At 67.5% G+C, this 13839-nt stretch carries 9 protein-coding genes and 2 pseudogenes; 6 read left to right on the top strand and 5 right to left on the bottom strand.

The features are described 5' to 3' along the window. Positions 1–249 precede the first annotated feature (249 nt). From AB0C34_RS12075 to AB0C34_RS12060, 4 genes and pseudogenes are all read right to left on the bottom strand, one after another. A pseudogene (locus tag AB0C34_RS12075) lies at positions 250–1071 on the bottom strand (MaoC family dehydratase N-terminal domain-containing protein); the annotation flags it as partial. 75 nt (positions 1072–1146) lie between these two features. Continuing rightward, positions 1147–2463, bottom strand: a complete 1317-nt coding sequence (locus tag AB0C34_RS12070) for an acyl-CoA dehydrogenase family protein (RefSeq protein WP_357070334.1) — start codon at positions 2461–2463, stop codon at positions 1147–1149. Continuing rightward, positions 2448–3512, bottom strand: coding sequence for an acyl-CoA dehydrogenase family protein (locus AB0C34_RS12065; RefSeq protein WP_357070332.1), 1065 nt, complete (start codon positions 3510–3512; stop codon positions 2448–2450). Before AB0C34_RS12065 ends, AB0C34_RS12070 begins: the two co-directional genes overlap by 16 nt. Before the next feature lie 25 nt (positions 3513–3537). After that, positions 3538–5688, bottom strand: coding sequence for an acyl-CoA dehydrogenase (locus AB0C34_RS12060; protein ID WP_357070330.1), 2151 nt, complete (start codon positions 5686–5688; stop codon positions 3538–3540). A 146-nt stretch (positions 5689–5834) separates the two neighbouring features. Between AB0C34_RS12060 and kstR the strand changes: the two genes are divergently transcribed. From kstR to AB0C34_RS12035, 5 genes and pseudogenes are all read left to right on the top strand, one after another. Beyond that, complete coding sequence (kstR, locus tag AB0C34_RS12055; RefSeq protein ID WP_357070328.1) at positions 5835–6485, top strand: cholesterol catabolism transcriptional regulator KstR; 651 nt, start codon at positions 5835–5837, stop codon at positions 6483–6485. A gap of 253 nt (positions 6486–6738) precedes the next feature. Next, complete coding sequence (gene otsB, locus AB0C34_RS12050) at positions 6739–9309, top strand: trehalose-phosphatase (protein WP_357070326.1); 2571 nt, start codon at positions 6739–6741, stop codon at positions 9307–9309. Positions 9310–9487: 178 nt separating this feature from the next. After that, positions 9488–10351: a zinc ABC transporter substrate-binding protein gene (locus AB0C34_RS12045; RefSeq protein ID WP_357071301.1), complete on the top strand. Its 864-nt coding sequence runs from the start codon at positions 9488–9490 to the stop codon at positions 10349–10351. 3 nt (positions 10352–10354) lie between these two features. Beyond that, positions 10355–11221, top strand: a pseudogene (locus AB0C34_RS12040) (ATP-binding cassette domain-containing protein); the annotation flags it as partial. A 185-nt stretch (positions 11222–11406) separates the two neighbouring features. Beyond that, the gene (locus AB0C34_RS12035) at positions 11407–12276 is read left to right on the top strand and encodes a metal ABC transporter permease (protein WP_357070324.1); all 870 of its coding nucleotides are present in this window, start codon (positions 11407–11409) and stop codon (positions 12274–12276) included. Positions 12277–12347: 71 nt separating this feature from the next. On the opposite strand, the gene AB0C34_RS12030 is transcribed toward AB0C34_RS12035, so the two are convergent. After that, positions 12348–12476, bottom strand: a complete 129-nt coding sequence (locus AB0C34_RS12030; RefSeq protein WP_357070323.1) for a hypothetical protein — start codon at positions 12474–12476, stop codon at positions 12348–12350. 156 nt (positions 12477–12632) lie between these two features. Here AB0C34_RS12030 and AB0C34_RS12025 point away from each other — a divergent pair, with 156 nt between their 5' ends. After that, entirely contained in the window at positions 12633–13805 is a 1173-nt protein-coding gene (locus tag AB0C34_RS12025) for an acyl-CoA dehydrogenase family protein (protein WP_357070321.1), read from the top strand. The last annotated feature ends 34 nt before the right edge of the window (positions 13806–13839 follow it).

Raw genomic sequence — 13839 nt, 5'->3', positions numbered from 1 at the left:
ATCCCGTGTCGCCAGCGCGGTACTGATCACGAAGGTCGGATCAGCGGTGATCACCAGCTCCGGTAGCACTGTGCCCACCTGCGCCGCACCTGGTTTCGCGATACGGTCCGGTGTGGCCACCCGAGCTACCTCGGTGGGGCCCGGCGTGGCTACGCGAGTTACCTCCTCCGGGCCCGGACCGGTCATGCCCGGTCCGCTCGCCTGCCAGATCGGTAGCGTCGCCTCGTCGTCGAGCTTCTCGAAGCCCACCTCGACCGGCAGACCGACCCGTACCTCGGCCGGGTCGATGCCGCGCAGTTCACCGAGCATGCGCACGCCTTCGTCCAATTCGACCAGCGCGACCACGAACGGCAGCTGCCGGCCCGGCACCTGCGGCGCGTGGTGCACGACGTAACTGAACACGGTGCCGCGCCCGGAGGCGACGACGTAGTCGGTCGGCTTCGACTTGTCCTGCCAGATCGCGGGGACCGGTGGGTGCCGCAGCGATCCGTCCGGCAGCCGCTGGATGCGCAGTTCGCCGACCTCGGTTCCAGCCCAGAAGAATTCGGTGTCCCGCGAAACCAACGGCTTGACCCGGGCACCAGCGTCGGGTTTCGCCACCGCGCCGGTGCACGGTGCGAACTTCAACAGCCGAAACAGCATCTCGGCGACCACCTCGTCACGCACGCGCCAACTGGTCTCGAAGGTGACGAACCAACCCTCCCCCAACGCCGTCCGCTTGGGCCCCTGGATATCCGACAGCCTGGTGGTGACCGCTACCTCCTCCCCGATGGTGAGGTAACGGTGATAGGACTGCTGAGAGTCGGTGGCCACCACGGAGGTGTAGCCCGCGGCGTCGAGTAGTTCGGTGGCCGCGCCCATCGGGTCGTCGGCAGGTCGGGAACCGTTGAGCCCGAACATGGTCCACACCTGCGCCATGGCGGGCGGAGCGACCACGCCGGGATGTCCCGCGGCGCGAGCCGCCTCCTGCTCGACATAGATGGGATTGGTATCCCCCAACGCCTCCACCCAGTTTCGGATCATCGGCTGATTCACCGGGTCGCGGCCGAAACGGGGCGCGCACTCACCCATCGCCCGAATTGCTTCGGCTGCGGCGACGATCGCCTCCGGAGTACTGGTTTCCGGCACGCGCGGCTCCTTCGCTCGTTATCTGGGTACTCGCGGCAACCGCAGTCCGGACGAGGCGACCAGCTCGCGCATGACCTCGTTGACCCCACCGCCGAAAGTCACCACGAGGTTCTGCTTGGTCCTGCGGTCGAGCCACCTGAGCAGCTCCGCGGTGCCGGCTTCGGCCGGGTCGCCGTAGCGCCCGATGACCTCCTCCGCGAGCCTGCCCGCCTCTTGCAGCGATTCGGTGGAGTAGATCTTGGTGGCCGACGCGTCCGCGATCACCTGGGACCGGTCACCGTCGACGTCGGTCACGCGCGCCACACGTCCGGCCACGGACGCAGTACGTGACCACGCCGGGTCCCGCGATCGCCGCTGATCGGACGCAGTGGCGGTCGCGACGGGCCCGGAGGCGGTAGCCCAACGTGACCACGCGGTGCCCTGTGAACGCCGCTGATCGGACGCGGCGGCGACCTGCCAGTTCAGCAGCTCGTTGAGCCGCACCATGGCGTGTATGCGGCCGAGCGAGCGACGCACGTCGATCTCACCGAGCACGCCGCGCACCTGCGCCCAGTCGCGCACTCGGTCGTAGAGCTGCTCGATCTTGCCGGACGGACCGAGGCTCACCCGCTCGTGGTTGAGCTGCGTCGTGATCAGCTGCCAACCCCGGTTCTCCGCGCCGACCAGCATGTTCGCCGGAACTCGTACGTTGTCGAAGTAGGTGGCGTTGGTGTGGTGGGCACCATCGCAGGTGATGATCGGCGTCCACGAGTAGCCGGGGTCCTTCGTGTCCACGATCAGGATGGTGATACCGCGGTGACGCGATTCGACCGATCCGGTACGACAGGCCAGCCAGACGTAGTCGGCCTCGTGCGCGCCCGTGGTGAAGATCTTCTGTCCGTTGACGATCCAGTCACCGGAGTCGTCCCGCGCGGCGGAGGTGCGCAGCGAGGCCAGATCGGTGCCTGCTTCGGGCTCGGAGTAACCGATCGCGAAATGGATATCACCGGAAAGGATTCCGGGCAGAAACTGACGCTTCTGCTCCTCGGTGCCGAACTGCTGCAGCGTCGGCCCGACCGTCAGCAAGGTCACCAGCGGAAGCGGCACATCGGCCCGGACCGCCTCGTTGAGGAAGATCTGCTGCTCGACCAGCCCGAAACCCTGGCCGCCATATTCCTTAGGCCAGCCCACGCCGAGCCAACCATCTCGCCCCATCCGCCGTACCACCGCGCGGTAGGCGTCGCCGTGCCGGTTCACCGCCATCTCGGCCTCCTCCGCGGGGGACACGAGATCGGCGAAGTACGAGCGTAATTCGTTACGCAGTCGGCGTTGCTCGGTCGTCAGGTCGATGAACATCGGGCACCCAATCGATCTAGTCGGAACGACGCCCCGCCGAGCCAGCGGGCGATGTCCTTGGCTTGTGAGTAGTAGCGGTGCATCGGGTGCGTCATGTCCACGCCGAGACCGCCGTGCAGGTGATGGCACTTCTGCATGGCCATCGGCAGTTCCGCGGTGACGGTGTAGGCCAGGATCTCCAAGTCGTCATCGATGCGGTCGCTCTGCCGCTGGCTCGAATCATTCTGCGCCAGTGCCCAATTCGCCGACACCGCGGCAACGTGCAGGGTGCGCGAGACGACATACAGATCGGCGATCTGCTGGGCGACAGCCTGGAATTCCGCCAGCGGCCTGCCGAATTGGCGGCGGGTGCGCAGGTGCTCGGCAGTGAGGATGATCGCTCCCTTGAGCAAACCATCAGCCACCGCGCCGATCGAGGCAAGCGCGAGGCGGTGCAACTCGACCAGCCCGGTCGCCCAGAGCTGGGCAACGGGTATCTCCACATCGTCGAGCAGGACGGTGCATTCGGGAATCCCGCCGGAGACCGGCGACGGTGTCTTGACGAGGCCGTCGGCGTCCGAATCGACAAGGGCGATGCCGGAACTGGTCGGCACGAGCAGCCACCGCGCCTGCTCCGCATAGGGCACGGCGACCTTGCGCCCGGTGACGCGCACCGTGTCGCCGCTGGTGACCGCGGTGGTCTCCGGCTTGATGGTGAACGGTGCCGCCGGCTCACTCAGTGCCGCGGTGAGCACAGTTCCCTTGGCGACGTCTGGCAGCACCTGTGCCACGATCTTCTCCGGCGCACAGGCCAGCAGCGGCAGGACACCGAAGCCGAGTGTCGGAAGAGCAGGCACCGCGACGGCGTCCATAGCCAACTCCGTGAGCAGCACCGACACCTCTTGCAGGCCCATACCGTCGCCGCCGTGCCGCTCGGGCAGCGCGAGGGCCAACAGTCCGGAGTCGACCAAGCTCGGCCACAGATCCATATCACGCGCCAGCTCGCGTTCCATCAGGCTCACGACAACTTCGGCCACAGCATCCTGGCCTTCGTCTCTGGTGAAGTCCACGGTTTTCTCCCAGTTGTCTCGACGACTAGCTGTCCGCGTCACGAGGCAGGCCGAGAATCCGCTCACCGGCAACGGTCAGCAGAATCTGCTCGGTTCCACCAGCGATCGACAAACAGCGCGTGAGCAGGAATTCCTTCGCCACTCCGGCATCCCGCGCGCCGGAGGGTCCCGCCATCTCGACAGCGAATTCCGCGACCGCCTGGCGATGACGCACTCCGACCAACTTGCGTACGCTACTTTGCGCGCCGGGGTCGCCGCCCGCAAGCACCTTCGCCGCGGCGCGCTGCTCTAGCAATAGTCCAGCAATCGATTCGGCGACGAATTCGCCGAGTCGGTCGTTCACCAATTCCGCACCGACACCCGTGCCGGGCGATGTCGCGATCAGCTCCTCGAGCATCGGGCCGATGCCGTTGCCGCCCATGGCGACGCGCTCGGTCGACAGGGTTGAGCGGGCGATCTTCCATCCGTTGTTCAGTGCGCCGACCACACACTCGTCCGGCACGAACACATCGTCGAGGAATACTTCGCTGAAGTGCGCCTCGCCGGTGATCTGCACCAGGGGCCGGACCGTGAGACCCACGCTGCGCATGTCGACAAGAAAATAGGAAATGCCGCGATGCTTGGGCGTGTCGGGATCGGTGCGGGCCAGGCATATCGCCCAACTCGCGGTGTCGCCGAGCGACGTCCACACCTTCTGGCCACGCAGCACCCAGCCGCCATCAGCCCGCTTCGCGGTGGTACGCAGTGCGGCCAGGTCCGAGCCCGCCTCCGGTTCGCTGAACAGCTGGCACCACACCACTTCGCCACGCAGTGTCGGCCAGGCGAACCGATCGATCTGCGCTTGCGTGCCGTGTTGCAGCAGAGTGGGGATCGCCCAGCCGCCGATGGCCAAGTCCGGGGCGGTGAGCCCGGCGCGACGCAGTTCGGCGGAGATCATCAGGCAGGTCTTGGGATCCGCGGCGCGGCCGTAGGGCCGCGGCCAGTGCGGCATGACCAGTCCGGCCTCGACCAGCGCGGCCTGTTGTTCGTCGGCCGGCAGCGCCGCGATCCGCGCGACCTCGGTGGCCAGTTCGTGCGCGCTGTCGCCATCCACAGCCACGCCGTCGGCGGCGAACACCCGGTCGGCACCGGTGCTACGGCGCTGCCCCGCACGCGTGAGTTCGGCGACTCTGGCCCGCCAGCGCGCCGAGCCGCCGAGCAACTGGCGCAGCGCCACCGCCCTGCGCAGGTAGAGGTGCGCGTCGTGCTCCCAGGTGAAGCCGATGCCGCCGAGCACCTGGATGCAGTCCTCGGCGGTCCGAACCGCCGCGTCGAGTGCGATCGCGGCGGCGATCGCCGCCGCGATCGGCAGTTCCGTTCCACCCTCGTCCACGGCGGCCGCGGTGTCGGCCGCGACGGCGCGGATGAGCTCGGTCCGACATAGCATCCAGGCGCAGATGTGCTTGACCGCTTGAAAAGATCCGATTTTGCGGCCGAATTGCTCACGCACCTTGGCGTATTCGACCGCGGTTTCCAGGCACCAGCCGGCCAGTCCAGCCAGCTCGGCGGCGGCGAGCGCCACGAGCAGATCCTCGGCCGCGTGCGGCGCGGTGAACACCTGTGCGGCGGGCACGCGCAGATCGGTGCAGTGCACCCGAGCCAGCGGTGTACTCACATCGAGCGGCGCCAGCGGTTCCACCCGCAAACCGACGGTATCGGGCGCGATCATGCACCAACGCCGCCCCCGCGAGGTCGACACCGGAAGCAAAACCGCGGTTCCCGGCGCGCCACCGAGCACGGAATCCCAGACACCGGTGAGCACCAACGCCTCGCCTGCGGCGAATGCGCTCACCTCGGAACCGACGATGAAGTCGAGCGCGACGCCGCAGGGACGATCCCCGTCGAGTCGTCCCACGGTGATCAGATTGGCCAGAGCCGTCGACAGCACCGGGCCGCCGACCAAATCGTGCGCCGCTTGCTCGACCAGCACTGCGAGATCGCCGACCGAACCGCCCGCACCGCCCGCGTCCTCAGCCACCGCGACCCGGAAGATCCCGATGTCGGCCAACGCGGGCCAGTACACGTGCCAGAAGTTCGCCGGGTCGGACCGCATTGTTGCAATCGGCCGGACCGACGAAGCCCACCCGCGCATCGACTCCTGGACGGCTTTATGCTCGTCAGTGGTGGCGATGGTCACAGTCCATACCGCCTTTCCGGCGTGACTCCCACACCTAGAACATGTTCTAATATCCTAGCTGGGCGGAAGTCAAGACACGATCCCGGCCGCGGCCGACCCGCCCGCGCAGCAAACACACCGACGTTTCCGGAAAGGACTCTCGATCAATGGCCAGCCCGTCCCGATCGCAGCCAGCCGACTCGAGCGCGGCACCGCCCACCGCCACCGTCACCACGCTCAGTGAGGACGAACTGAGTTCGGCGGCGCAACGAGACCGGCGCAAGCGAATCCTGGACGCGACGTTGGCGTTGGCCTCCAAGGGCGGGTACGACGCGGTGCAGATGCGAGCGGTGGCCGAACGCGCCGATGTCGCGGTCGGCACGCTGTACCGGTATTTCCCGTCGAAAGTACATCTGCTGGTCTCCGCGCTGTCTCGCGAATTCGAGCAGATCGAGGGCAAACGCAAGCCTCTGGCCGGACAGTCGCCGCGCGAACGCATGCATCTGTTGCTGACCCAGATAACCAGGATGATGCAGCGTGACCCGCTGCTCACCGAGGCCATGACCCGTGCGTTCATGTTCGCCGACGCCTCGGCCGCCGCCGAGGTGGACCGGGTCGGCAGGGTGATGGACCGGGTCTTCGCGCGCGCCATGAACGATGGTGAACCCACTGAGCGCCAACTGGCCATCGCGCGGGTGATCAGCGACGTCTGGTTGTCGAATCTGGTCGCCTGGCTGACCCGGCGCGCCTCGGCCACCGACGTGACCGAACGACTGGAGTTGACCGTCGATCTCCTCCTGGGCGATCGCAGTCGCTGACGATCGCCTGAGCACCGGTGCACCGCCAGCGAATTCGAGTCACGGCAACCCGGCCGGGGCCGGTCGGCGCGCCCGCGCCGGCCCGCTCGCCGGTACCGGTCCCGAATCCGTCGGCTGGACGGATCTTCCCGGCAACGGTTCGGTCGTACGATATTGTGCGTAGCCTGACCAGCGCTCTTCTGCACGGCCAATACAACACAGTATTGTTTTGGCCGCCCCCGGAAAAAACTCCTCCGATCACTAGGTTGGATGCGTGAGCGCACAGGATCTGCCCCTCGAACTTCGCCGTGCACTGTCGACGGTTGCGCGCGTGCCACGGTTGTTGGTCGCCTCGGACTACGACGGGACGCTCGCGCCCATCGTGTCCGAGCCGGCCAAAGCCTTCCCCCATCGGGAGTCGGTGAGCGCGCTACGCGCACTCGCCGGCCTCACCGGGACTACCGCCGCCGTGATCTCCGGCCGGGCACTGCGAGATCTCGCGGCATTGTCCCGGCTTCCGGTCGAGGTGCAATTGATCGGTAGCCACGGCTCGGAGTTCGACGTGGGCTTCGTGCACGCGATCGACAGCGACGCCAAGCACCTGCTACAAGAGGTGCAGACGGCACTGAACAAGATCGCCACGGAGAATCCGGGCGTCAGCGTCGAGATCAAACCTGCGAGTATCGCCTTGCACGTGCGCAACGCCAGTCCCGAGATCGGACATCGCGCGCTGTCCCAGGTCCGGCAGGGCCCCGCGTGCTGGTTCGGCGTGCAGGTGACCGAGGGTAAGGCCGTCATCGAACTCGCCGTCGTGCAGACCGACAAGGGCACCGCGCTGGACACCGTTCGGCACCAGGCCGGCGCGTCGGCGGCGGTGTTCTTCGGTGACGACGTCACTGACGAAAAGGCATTCCGGATGCTGTCCGGTCCCGACGTCGGCATCAAGGTCGGCGATGGCGACAGCATGGCCAAGTTCCGGGTGAACAACACCGAGGACGTGGCCTACGCACTGGCCTTCCTGCTCGAGGAGCGGCGCACCTGGCTGGCCGGCGCGAGCGCGCCGCGCATCGAGCGGCTGACCATGCTGTCGAGTCCGCGCTCGGTCGCGCTGCTCACCCCGGAAGCGACCGTGACCTGGTTCTGCCACCCGGAACCGGATTCGGCCGCCGTGTTCGCGCACCTGCTCGGCGGCCCGCAGGCCGGTCACTTCACGATCGAGCCGGAGCGGCCGGGCCTTCCGCTCTCACAGCGTTACGTCGACGGCACGATGACCGTCGAAACCCGGTGGGCCAGCTTGCAAGTGGTCGATTACCTGCCGCACGACGTGGCGTCGAACCGCACCGACCTGACCCGGGTGATCACCGGCGACGCGAAGGCCGTCGTCACCTTCGCACCGCGGCCGGAATTCGGTCAGGTACCGGTGAACCTCGAGGCGCAGGCCACCGGGCTGCGGGTGCACGGCACCAACGATCCGATCGTGCTGCGCTCGCCCGGCGTGCGGTGGGAAATCGTCTCCGACGGAACGCACGAGTCCGCCCGGGCCGTAGTCGACCCGTCGCAGGGCCCCATCGTGCTCGAATTGCGCTGCGGCACCCACGATCTCGCGCCCGCCATGACCAGTGAGCCGGAGCGGCGGCGGGAGGCGGAGAACTACTGGGCGCAGTGGTCCGCGCAGCTCACGCTGCCGCCGCTGAAGCCGGACCTGATGAAGCGCTCGGCACTTACGCTGCGCGGTCTGGTGCACGCGCCATCCGGTTCGATCCTCGCGGCGGCGACCACGTCGCTGCCCGAAGACATCGGCGGCGTGCGCAACTGGGACTACCGCTACTGCTGGCTGCGCGACGCGTCGCTGACCGCGCAGGCGCTGGTCTCGCTCGGCTCGCTGGCCGAAGCGGAGAACTTCCTCGGCTGGGTGCACCGAGTGCTGGAGACCCTGCCCGGTCCGGAGCGTCTGCACCCGCTGTACACGCTGTACGGCGAGACGCTGCCGCCGGAGGCCTCGATCGACCAGCTGCCCGGCTACGCGGGGTCGCGCCCGGTGCGCGTCGGCAACGCGGCGAACATGCAGGTGCAACTGGACGTCTTCGGTCCGATCGTCGATCTCATCGCGAGCCTGGCCCACGCCAGAGAACTGAAGGGGATCAGCGATCCGGCGCACGCACTGCCGGACGCCGACTGGGAACTGGTGCGCGCCATGGTGTCCGCGGTACAGCGGCGCTGGCAAGAACCCGACCACGGCATCTGGGAGATCCGCGGCAACCCGCGCCACCACGTGTACTCGAAGGTGATGGGCTGGTTGACCATCGACCGGGCGCTCACCCTGGCGCAGAAGTTCGACCGCCAGGTGGACCCGGCGTGGGCGGTGCTGCGCGACACCATCGCCGACGAGGTGAAGTCCAAAGGCTGGAACGACGATGTCCAGTCCTACACAGCGGCCTATGACGGCACCGACCTCGACGCCGCGACCTTGCACATCGGGTTGAGCGGCCTGATCGACCCGTCCGATCCGCGCTTCGCGGCGACTGTCGTGGCGACCGAGGCCGAGCTGCGCAGCGGTTCGACGGTGTACCGGTACCACCACGACGACGGCCTGCCCGGCGGGGAGGGTGGCTTCCACCTGTGCGCGGCCTGGTTGGTCGAGGCGTACCTGCTGATCGGGAAGCGCTCGGATGCCGAGGCGCTGTTCGCCCAGCTGGTCGATGTAGCCGGCCCGACCGGGCTGCTCAGCGAGGAGTACGACCCGGTTGCCGAACGCTCGCTCGGCAACCACCCGCAGGCCTACAGCCATCTCGGCCTGCTGCGCTGCGCGCAGCTGCTCGGACAGCCGGTGGGAGCCATGGTTTAGCGACGTGAACCACACCGGGCCCGCGAACAGGGAATCGTTCGCGGGCCCGTCGTGTTCCTATTCGAGGTCGGCGCCGAGTCGTACCTGGTAACCGGTACTGCTAGAGTCAAACGAGAACGATTTCCATTATGGTCTAGAGCACTGCCAGGAGTACCCCCGCGTGAGAACCCGATTCACCATGAAATGCGCAGGCATCGCCGTGGGGGTAGCCACCGCACTGACGGTCACCGCCTGCGAGGGCTCGAAAGACTCGGACCAGCCGATCATCGTCGCCTCCACGAACGTCTGGGGCACTATCGCCGCCGCCATCGCGGGGCCGGACGCCACGGTCCGATCTCTGATCGCGGACCCGGCCGCTGACCCGCACTCGCACGAAACCTCGGCGGTGGAGTCGGCTGAAATCAGCGATGCCGACCTGGTGGTCTACAACGGCGGCGGTTACGACGAGTTCGCCGAGAAGGCGGTGACGAGCAAAGACAAACGCACCGTCGACGCCTTCGAGTCGCGGATCGACAAGAGCGACGAGAACGAGCACGTCTGGTATGACGTGCGCACCGTCGGCGTGGTCGCCGACCGGATCGCCGCCCAGCTCGGCGAACTGGACCCGAACAAGTCCGCGGCCTACGCCGAACGCGCGATGGCGTTCAAGAACCAACTCACCGCGATCACCGCGATCACCGCCGCGGCGGCCGCCGAACACCCCAGAACACCCGTGCTGCAAACCGAACCACTCGCGCACTATCTCTTGGTCGCCGCGGGGGCCGAGGATCTGACTCCGCACGAATTCCAAGAAGCCATCGAGCAGGAGACCGACCCGGCGCCCACGGCCGTCGCGACGACCCGAGATCTGCTGACCGGCAAACGGGTGCGCGCACTCGTCTACAACGTGCAGACCCAAGACAAGATCACCAAAGATCTGCGCGCGACCGCGCAGAGCGCGGGCATTACCGTGGTCGAAGTGACCGAGACCCTGCCCGACCGGCTGGATTACATTCAGTGGCAGACGGGTAACGCGCAGGCACTCGCTGCCGCGCTGAACTGACCCATGAACAAGGGAGCCGCGCTGACCGAACACGTCGAAGCAGTGCACCAGCGGCGGACATCGAGCCTCGATGGTGGTTCGGCCGCCGTCCGGCTGGATGCCGCCCGATTGTCGTTCGGCGACCGTACGCTCTGGCAGGAGCTGCATCTCACGGTCGCCCCCGGTGAATTCGTCGCCGTACTCGGGCCGAACGGGTCCGGAAAAACCTCGCTACTGAAAGTGTTGCTCGGCCAGCTCGGCCTCAGCGCAGGCACGGCACAGATCGCGGGCGCCCCGGCCCGGACGGGAAATCCGGACATCGGCTATGTACCGCAACAGAAGACGATCGATGCGGGCGTACAGTTACGCGGCGTCGACCTAGTCGGGCTCGGCGTCGACGGGCACCGTTGGGGACTCGGGCTGCGTTCGCGCGCCGAACGCAAGCGCAAGGTGGCGGCGGCCATCGCCGACGTCGGCGCGGAGCGATTCGCCCACGCGCCACTGGAATCCATGTCCGGCGGCGAGCAGCAGCGCCTGCGGGTAGCACAAGCGCTGGTCGGCGATCCGAAGGTGCTGCTGTGCGACGAACCGTTGCTGAGCCTGGATCTGGCCAACCAGCGCCTGGTCTCGGAGCTGATCGATCGACGACGCCGCACCCACGACACCGCGGTGCTTTTTGTGACCCACGAGATCAATCCAATTCTGCCGCTGGTGGATCGGGTCCTGTACCTGGTCGATGGCAAATTTCGGATCGGGACGCCGGACGAGGTGATGACCTCGCAGGTACTTTCGGAGTTGTATCAGACCGAGGTGGACGTGCTACGGGTGCGCGGGCGGCTGGTGGTCGTCGGGACCGGGGACACGATGGACGCCCTGGGGCCGGCCGGCGGGCACTGCCACGGCGCGGCGGTTGACGGGTTCGCGCCCGGTGTCACCGCGGCGGACGGCACACTGCCGCCTTTGCCCACCGACAGCACCGACGACCTCATCGCAAGCCCGCTCGACAGTGCCGGAGCCGCAGCCATCGACGCCGCGTTGCTTTCAGACGTCGATCAGGATCCGAGCGGAGTGCGCTCGTGATCGACAAGCTCTCCGGCATCGTCACGAAGATGTTCGATCTGGCCACCACCGTGAACCTGCTCTCCTATGACTTCGTGCAGCAGGCGATCCTGGCCGCGGCGCTGCTCGGGCTACTGTCCGGCGTGATCGGTCCGCTGATCATCAGCAGACAGATGTCATTCGCCGTGCACGGCACCAGCGAACTGTCGCTGACCGGCGCCGCTGCCGCCCTGTTGGCCGGAGTCGGGGTCGGGCTCGGCGCCATCGCGGGTTCGGTGGTGGCGGCAGTGCTCTTCGGTCTGCTGGGAACCCGCGCGCGGGAACGTGACTCGGTGATCGCGGTGGTGCTCTCGTTCGGACTCGGACTTTCGGTGCTGTTTCTCTGGCTCGGCCCCGATCGCGCGGGATCGAAGTTCTCGCTGCTGACGGGACAGGTGGTCAGCGTCGGCAACAACGGCCTCGGACTACTTGCCGCCTGCACCGCCGGCGTGCTCGCGGTACTCGCGTTCGTCTACCGCCCACTGTTGTTCGCCAGCTCCGATCCGGAGGTGGCGGTGGCGCGCGGGGTTCCGGTGCGCGCGCTGTCCATCGTGTTCGCCGTGCTGCTCGGCATCACCGCCGCCTTCGGGGTGCAGATCGTCGGGGCGCTGCTCGTACTCGCGCTGCTGATCACCCCGGCGGCCGCCGCGGCACAGCTCACCGCGAACCCGATGCGAGCGACCGTGCTCGCGGTGGTGTTCGCCGAGATCGCCGCGGTGGGCGGCATTCTGCTGTCGCTGGCTCCCGGCGTGCCGGTATCGACATTCGTCACCACGATCTCGTTCCTGATCTACCTCGGCAGCCGGGTGGTCGGCACCCGGCGACGACAGGTCGCCCGCGCCCGCTGAGCAGGGCAGGCTCCCGCCGACCGCTCGGCTCGGTCCGGTTATCCCGCGCCACCGAGCCGGTACCCGTGGGTTCAGCCCGCGAGCAGTGCGATGAACACCAGGATCGAACCGCCGAACACCACGGACTGCCGGGCGTTGCGCAGGTACCGCACCACCCAGCGCGGAAACGCGCCCTCGTCCGCCGCGAGTAGGTCGCGCACGTCGATGCGCCAACGTCGGATCGCCGGTGCGCCGGAACGCGGCCCGAACGATGTTTCCGCGGTCCACCTGACATTTTGATGGCGGCCGACATCAGTCGCTGCCGCTCAGTTTCGTATGCTCGACGCATCGGTTCCCCGAACGAATGGTGACCAACGATGATCGACTTCGCGATCCCCGCCGCACTCGCCGCCGAACGCGACCGAGTCCGCCGGTTCGTCATCGACAAGATCGTCCCGTACGAGCGGGACGCACGCCTGACCGCGCATGGCCCGACCGATGACCTGCGGCAAGAACTGGTCGCACTGGCCCGCGCCGAGAAGTTGCTCACCGTGCAAGCACCCGAGTCACTCGGTGGACGCGGGCTGACCCACGTCGAGCAGGCGGTGATCTACGAAGCGGCGGGCTGGTCCACGCTCGGCCCGATCGCGATGAACTGCGCGGCGCCGGACGAGGGCAACATGATGCTGCTGTCCAGGGTCGCCGACCAAGGCCAGGTCGAGCGATACCTCGCCCCGGTCGTCGCCGGTCACCAGCGTTCGGTGTTCGCCATGACCGAACCGGACGGCGCGGGCTCCGACCCCGCCCAGTTGGCCACCGAGGCGACCTTCGACGGCGCCAACTTCACCATCAACGGGCGCAAGTGGCTGATCACCGGCGCGAACGGCGCCAAGACCTGGATCATCATGGCCCGGCTGGCGGCCAACCCACACCTGCCCGAAGGCCCCACCCTGTTCCTCACCGACGGCGACCAGCCCGGCATCATCATCGAACGAACGATGAACACGATGGACCGCAACTACGTCGCGGGGCACGGCGTGATCCGCTTCGACAACCTGGTCCTGCCCAAGGGGGCGCTACTCGGCGAGGCGGGCCAGGCGCAACGCTATGCCCAGTTGCGGTTGGCGCCGGCCCGCCTGACGCACTGTATGCGCTGGCTCGGCGCGGCCGAGCGGGCCCAGAGCATCGCGGTCGAGCACGCGCGGACCCGCACCGCGTTCGGCAAGCCGATCGGCGAACATGAAGGCGTCTCGTTCATGCTGGCCGACAATGAGATCGCGCTGCACCAATGCAGGCTGACCATCTGGCACGCATGCTGGCTGATGGACAACGGCGCGAAGGCACGACATGAGAGTTCGATCGCCAAGTCGTTCGTCTCCGAGGAGCTGTTCCGGGTCGCCGACCGGTGTGTTCAGGTGCTCGGCGGTATCGGGATCAGCGACGAGACCGTGGTCGAGATGATCTTCCGGGACATGCGTGCGTTCCGGCTCTACGACGGGCCCACCGAGGTGCACAAGTACGCGATCGGACGCAAGGTCCTGCGGGGATAGTTGATGGCAGAGGTTTCGCCCGGGGGCCTGGGCG

The sequence above is a fragment of the Nocardia sp. NPDC049220 genome, from assembly GCF_040647855.1.
Taxonomy (GTDB): Bacteria; Actinomycetota; Actinomycetes; order Mycobacteriales; family Mycobacteriaceae; genus Nocardia.
Note: the sequence above shows the minus strand (reverse complement) of the source record. Positions and strands in the feature narration are given on the sequence as shown.